Here is a 3,054-nt window from a genome sequence, read left to right as displayed (position 1 = left end):
GCCCATGGCCGTGGTGTTGAAGCCACCGTCCACGTACATGATTTCACCGCTGATGCCGGACGCCAGGTCCGAGCACAGGAAGGCGCCGGCGTTGCCGACTTCTTCGATGGTGACGTTGCGGCGCAGCGGGGTTTGCGCTTCGTTGGCGGCCAGCATCTTGCGGAAGTTCTTGATGCCGGAAGCGGCGAGGGTGCGGATCGGGCCAGCCGATACACAGTTGACGCGAGTACCGTCCGGGCCCAGGGAGCCGGCCAGGTAACGTACGCCAGCTTCCAGGGAAGCCTTGGCCATGCCCATCACGTTGTAGTTGGGCATGGTGCGCTCGGCGCCCAGGTACGACAGGGTCAGCAGGCTGCCGTTGCGGCCTTTCATCATTTCGCGGCCAGCCTTGGCCAGGGCCACGAAGCTGTAGGCGCTGATGTCGTGAGCGATGCGGAAACCTTCACGGGTGGTGGCTTCGGTGAAGTCGCCGTCCAGTTGGTCGCCCGGGGCGAAGCCGACGGAGTGCACGATGCAGTCCAGGCCGTCCCACTTCTTGCTCAGTGCTTCGAAGACCTTGGCGATTTCTTCATCGCTGGCCACGTCGCACGGGAAGCACAGCTCAGGGCTCGAACCCCAGCCTTGTGCGAACTCTTCGACACGACCCTTGAGTTTGTCGTTCTGATAAGTGAAGGCAAGCTCAGCGCCCTCGCGATGCATGGCGGCAGCGATGCCGGATGCGATGGACAGCTTGCTGGCGACACCGACGATCAGGACGCGCTTACCGGCGAGAAAACCCATGTGTTGCTCCTCTTTTCAGGTTATTGCGCAGTGGCCGGAGCCAGAAAAGCGGCTTCCAGCAACTGCTGTGTATACGGATGTCGGGGGGCGGCAAAAATGCTTTGCGCGTCTCCCTGTTCGACCACTTGGCCATGCTTGACCACCATCAACTGGTGGCTCAGCGCTTTCACCACAGCCAGGTCATGGCTGATAAACAGATACGTCAGGTTGTACTTGGTTTGCAGTGAACGTAAAAGCTCCACTACCTGGCGTTGTACCGTGCGGTCGAGGGCCGAAGTCGGCTCGTCCAGCAGAATCAACGCCGGTTTTAACACCAATGCCCGGGCAATGGCGATTCTCTGCCGTTGCCCACCGGAAAATTCGTGGGGGTAGCGGTGCCGGGTTTCCGGATCCAGGCCTACCTCCTTGAGTACTGCAATGATCGCTTGTTCCTGTTCCGCCGCGGTGCCCATCTTGTGGATCCGCAGGCCTTCGCCAACGATGTCATTCACGCACATCCGTGGGCTCAGGCTGCCGTACGGGTCCTGAAACACCACTTGCATCTCCCGCCGCAGCGGCCGKACCTGTTGCTGCGTCAGGCAGTCCAGCGGCTGGCCTTCAAAGCGAATGGCGCCTTTGCTGGCGATCAGCCGCAAAATCGCCAGACCCAGGGTCGATTTTCCGGAACCGCTTTCACCCACAATCCCCAAGGTCTGGCCCTGGGGCAGGCTGAAATTGATGCCGTCGACCGCCTTCACATAATCGACCGTGCGCTTGAGCAAGCCTTTCTTGATCGGAAACCAGACTTTCAGGTCCTCGACCGCCAGCAAGGGCGGGCCGATCACGTTGCTTGCAGGCTTGCCGCCGGGCTCCGCTGCCAGCAGTTCCCGAGTGTACGGATGCTGCGGCGCGCGGAACAGCTCTTCGCACGATGCCTGTTCGACGATGCAACCTTGCTGCATGACACATACGCGGTGCGCAATTCTTCGCACAAGGTTCAAATCGTGGCTGATCAGCAGCAGCGCCATGCCCAATCGGGCCTGCAGTTCCTTGAGCAATTCGAGGATTTTCAGCTGGACGGTCACGTCCAGCGCGGTGGTCGGCTCATCGGCGATCAGCAGTTCCGGCTCGTTGGCCAGGGCCATGGCGATCATCACCCGCTGACGCTGGCCGCCGGACAGCTCGTGGGGCAGGGCCTTGAGGCGCTTGTGCGGCTCGGGAATGCCGACCATCTCCAGCAGCTCCAGCGTGCGTTTGGTCGCGACTTTGCCAGTCAGGCCTTTGTGGATGCGCAGCACCTCGTTGATCTGCTTTTCGATCGAGTGCAGCGGATTGAGCGAGGTCATCGGCTCCTGGAAGATCATTGCAATGCGGTTGCCGCGAATGTGGCGGATGGTTTTTTCTTTCAGGTCCAGCAGATTCTGCCCGGAATATACGATGGTGCCGGACGGATGCCGGGCGAGCGGGTAGGGCAGCAGGCGCAGGATCGAGTGTGCGGTTACCGATTTGCCGGAGCCGCTCTCGCCGACCAAAGCCAGGGTTTCACCGCGCTTGATGTCGAAGCTGACGCCTTCGACCGCCCGCTGGCAGCGATTGCCGACGACAAAGTCGACGGCCAGGTCGCGCACTTCGATCAGATTGTTCTGATTCATTTCACTTCCTCGGGTCGAAGGCATCGCGAGCTGACTCGCCGATGAACACCAGCAAACTCAACATCAAGGCCAGCACCGCAAAGGCGCTGATGCCCAGCCAGGGCGCCYGCAGGTTGGATTTGCCCTGCGCTACCAGTTCACCCAGGGACGGGCTGCCCGCCGGCAGGCCGAAACCGAGGAAGTCCAGGGCGGTCAATGTGCCGATGGCGCCGGTGAGGATGAACGGCATGAAGGTCATGGTCGAGACCATCGCGTTGGGCAAAATGTGGCGGAACATGATCGCACCGTTCTGCATGCCCAGGGCGCGGGCGGCGCGTACGTATTCCAGGTTACGCCCGCGCAGGAATTCGGCGCGTACCACGTCCACCAGGCTCATCCACGAGAACAGCAGCATGATCCCCAGTAGCCACCAGAAATTGGGTTGCACGAAACTGGCGAGGATGATCAGCAGGTACAACACCGGCAGCCCGGACCAGATCTCCAGGAAGCGCTGCCCGGCCAGATCCACCCAGCCACCGTAGAAACCCTGCAAGGCCCCGGCGATCACGCCGATGATCGAGCTGAGCACGGTCAGGGTCAGGGCGAACAGCACCGATATGCGGAACCCGTAGATCACCCGGGCCAGCACATCGCGGCCCTGATC

The 3,054-nt window shown here is 61.5% G+C and carries 3 protein-coding genes; all 3 read right to left on the bottom strand.

Annotated elements, in window-relative coordinates; translation table 11 throughout:
• Positions 1 to 780, bottom strand: a 780-nt coding sequence (gene fabI, locus ACXRVY_RS22080; protein WP_458238237.1) for an enoyl-ACP reductase FabI, incomplete at its 3' end; no start/stop codon positions are given.
• Positions 781 to 800: 20 nt separating this feature from the next.
• Positions 801 to 2,411, bottom strand: coding sequence for an ABC transporter ATP-binding protein (locus tag ACXRVY_RS22075; RefSeq protein WP_457266173.1), 1,611 nt, complete (start codon positions 2,409 to 2,411; stop codon positions 801 to 803).
• Between the two features lies 1 nt (position 2,412).
• On the bottom strand, positions 2,413 to 3,054 hold a 642-nt coding region (locus tag ACXRVY_RS22070), incomplete at its 5' end, for an ABC transporter permease subunit (RefSeq protein WP_458238236.1).

The sequence above is a fragment of the Pseudomonas sp. P5_A2_2 genome (assembly GCF_054177685.1).
Note: the sequence above shows the minus strand (reverse complement) of the source record. Positions and strands in the feature narration are given on the sequence as shown.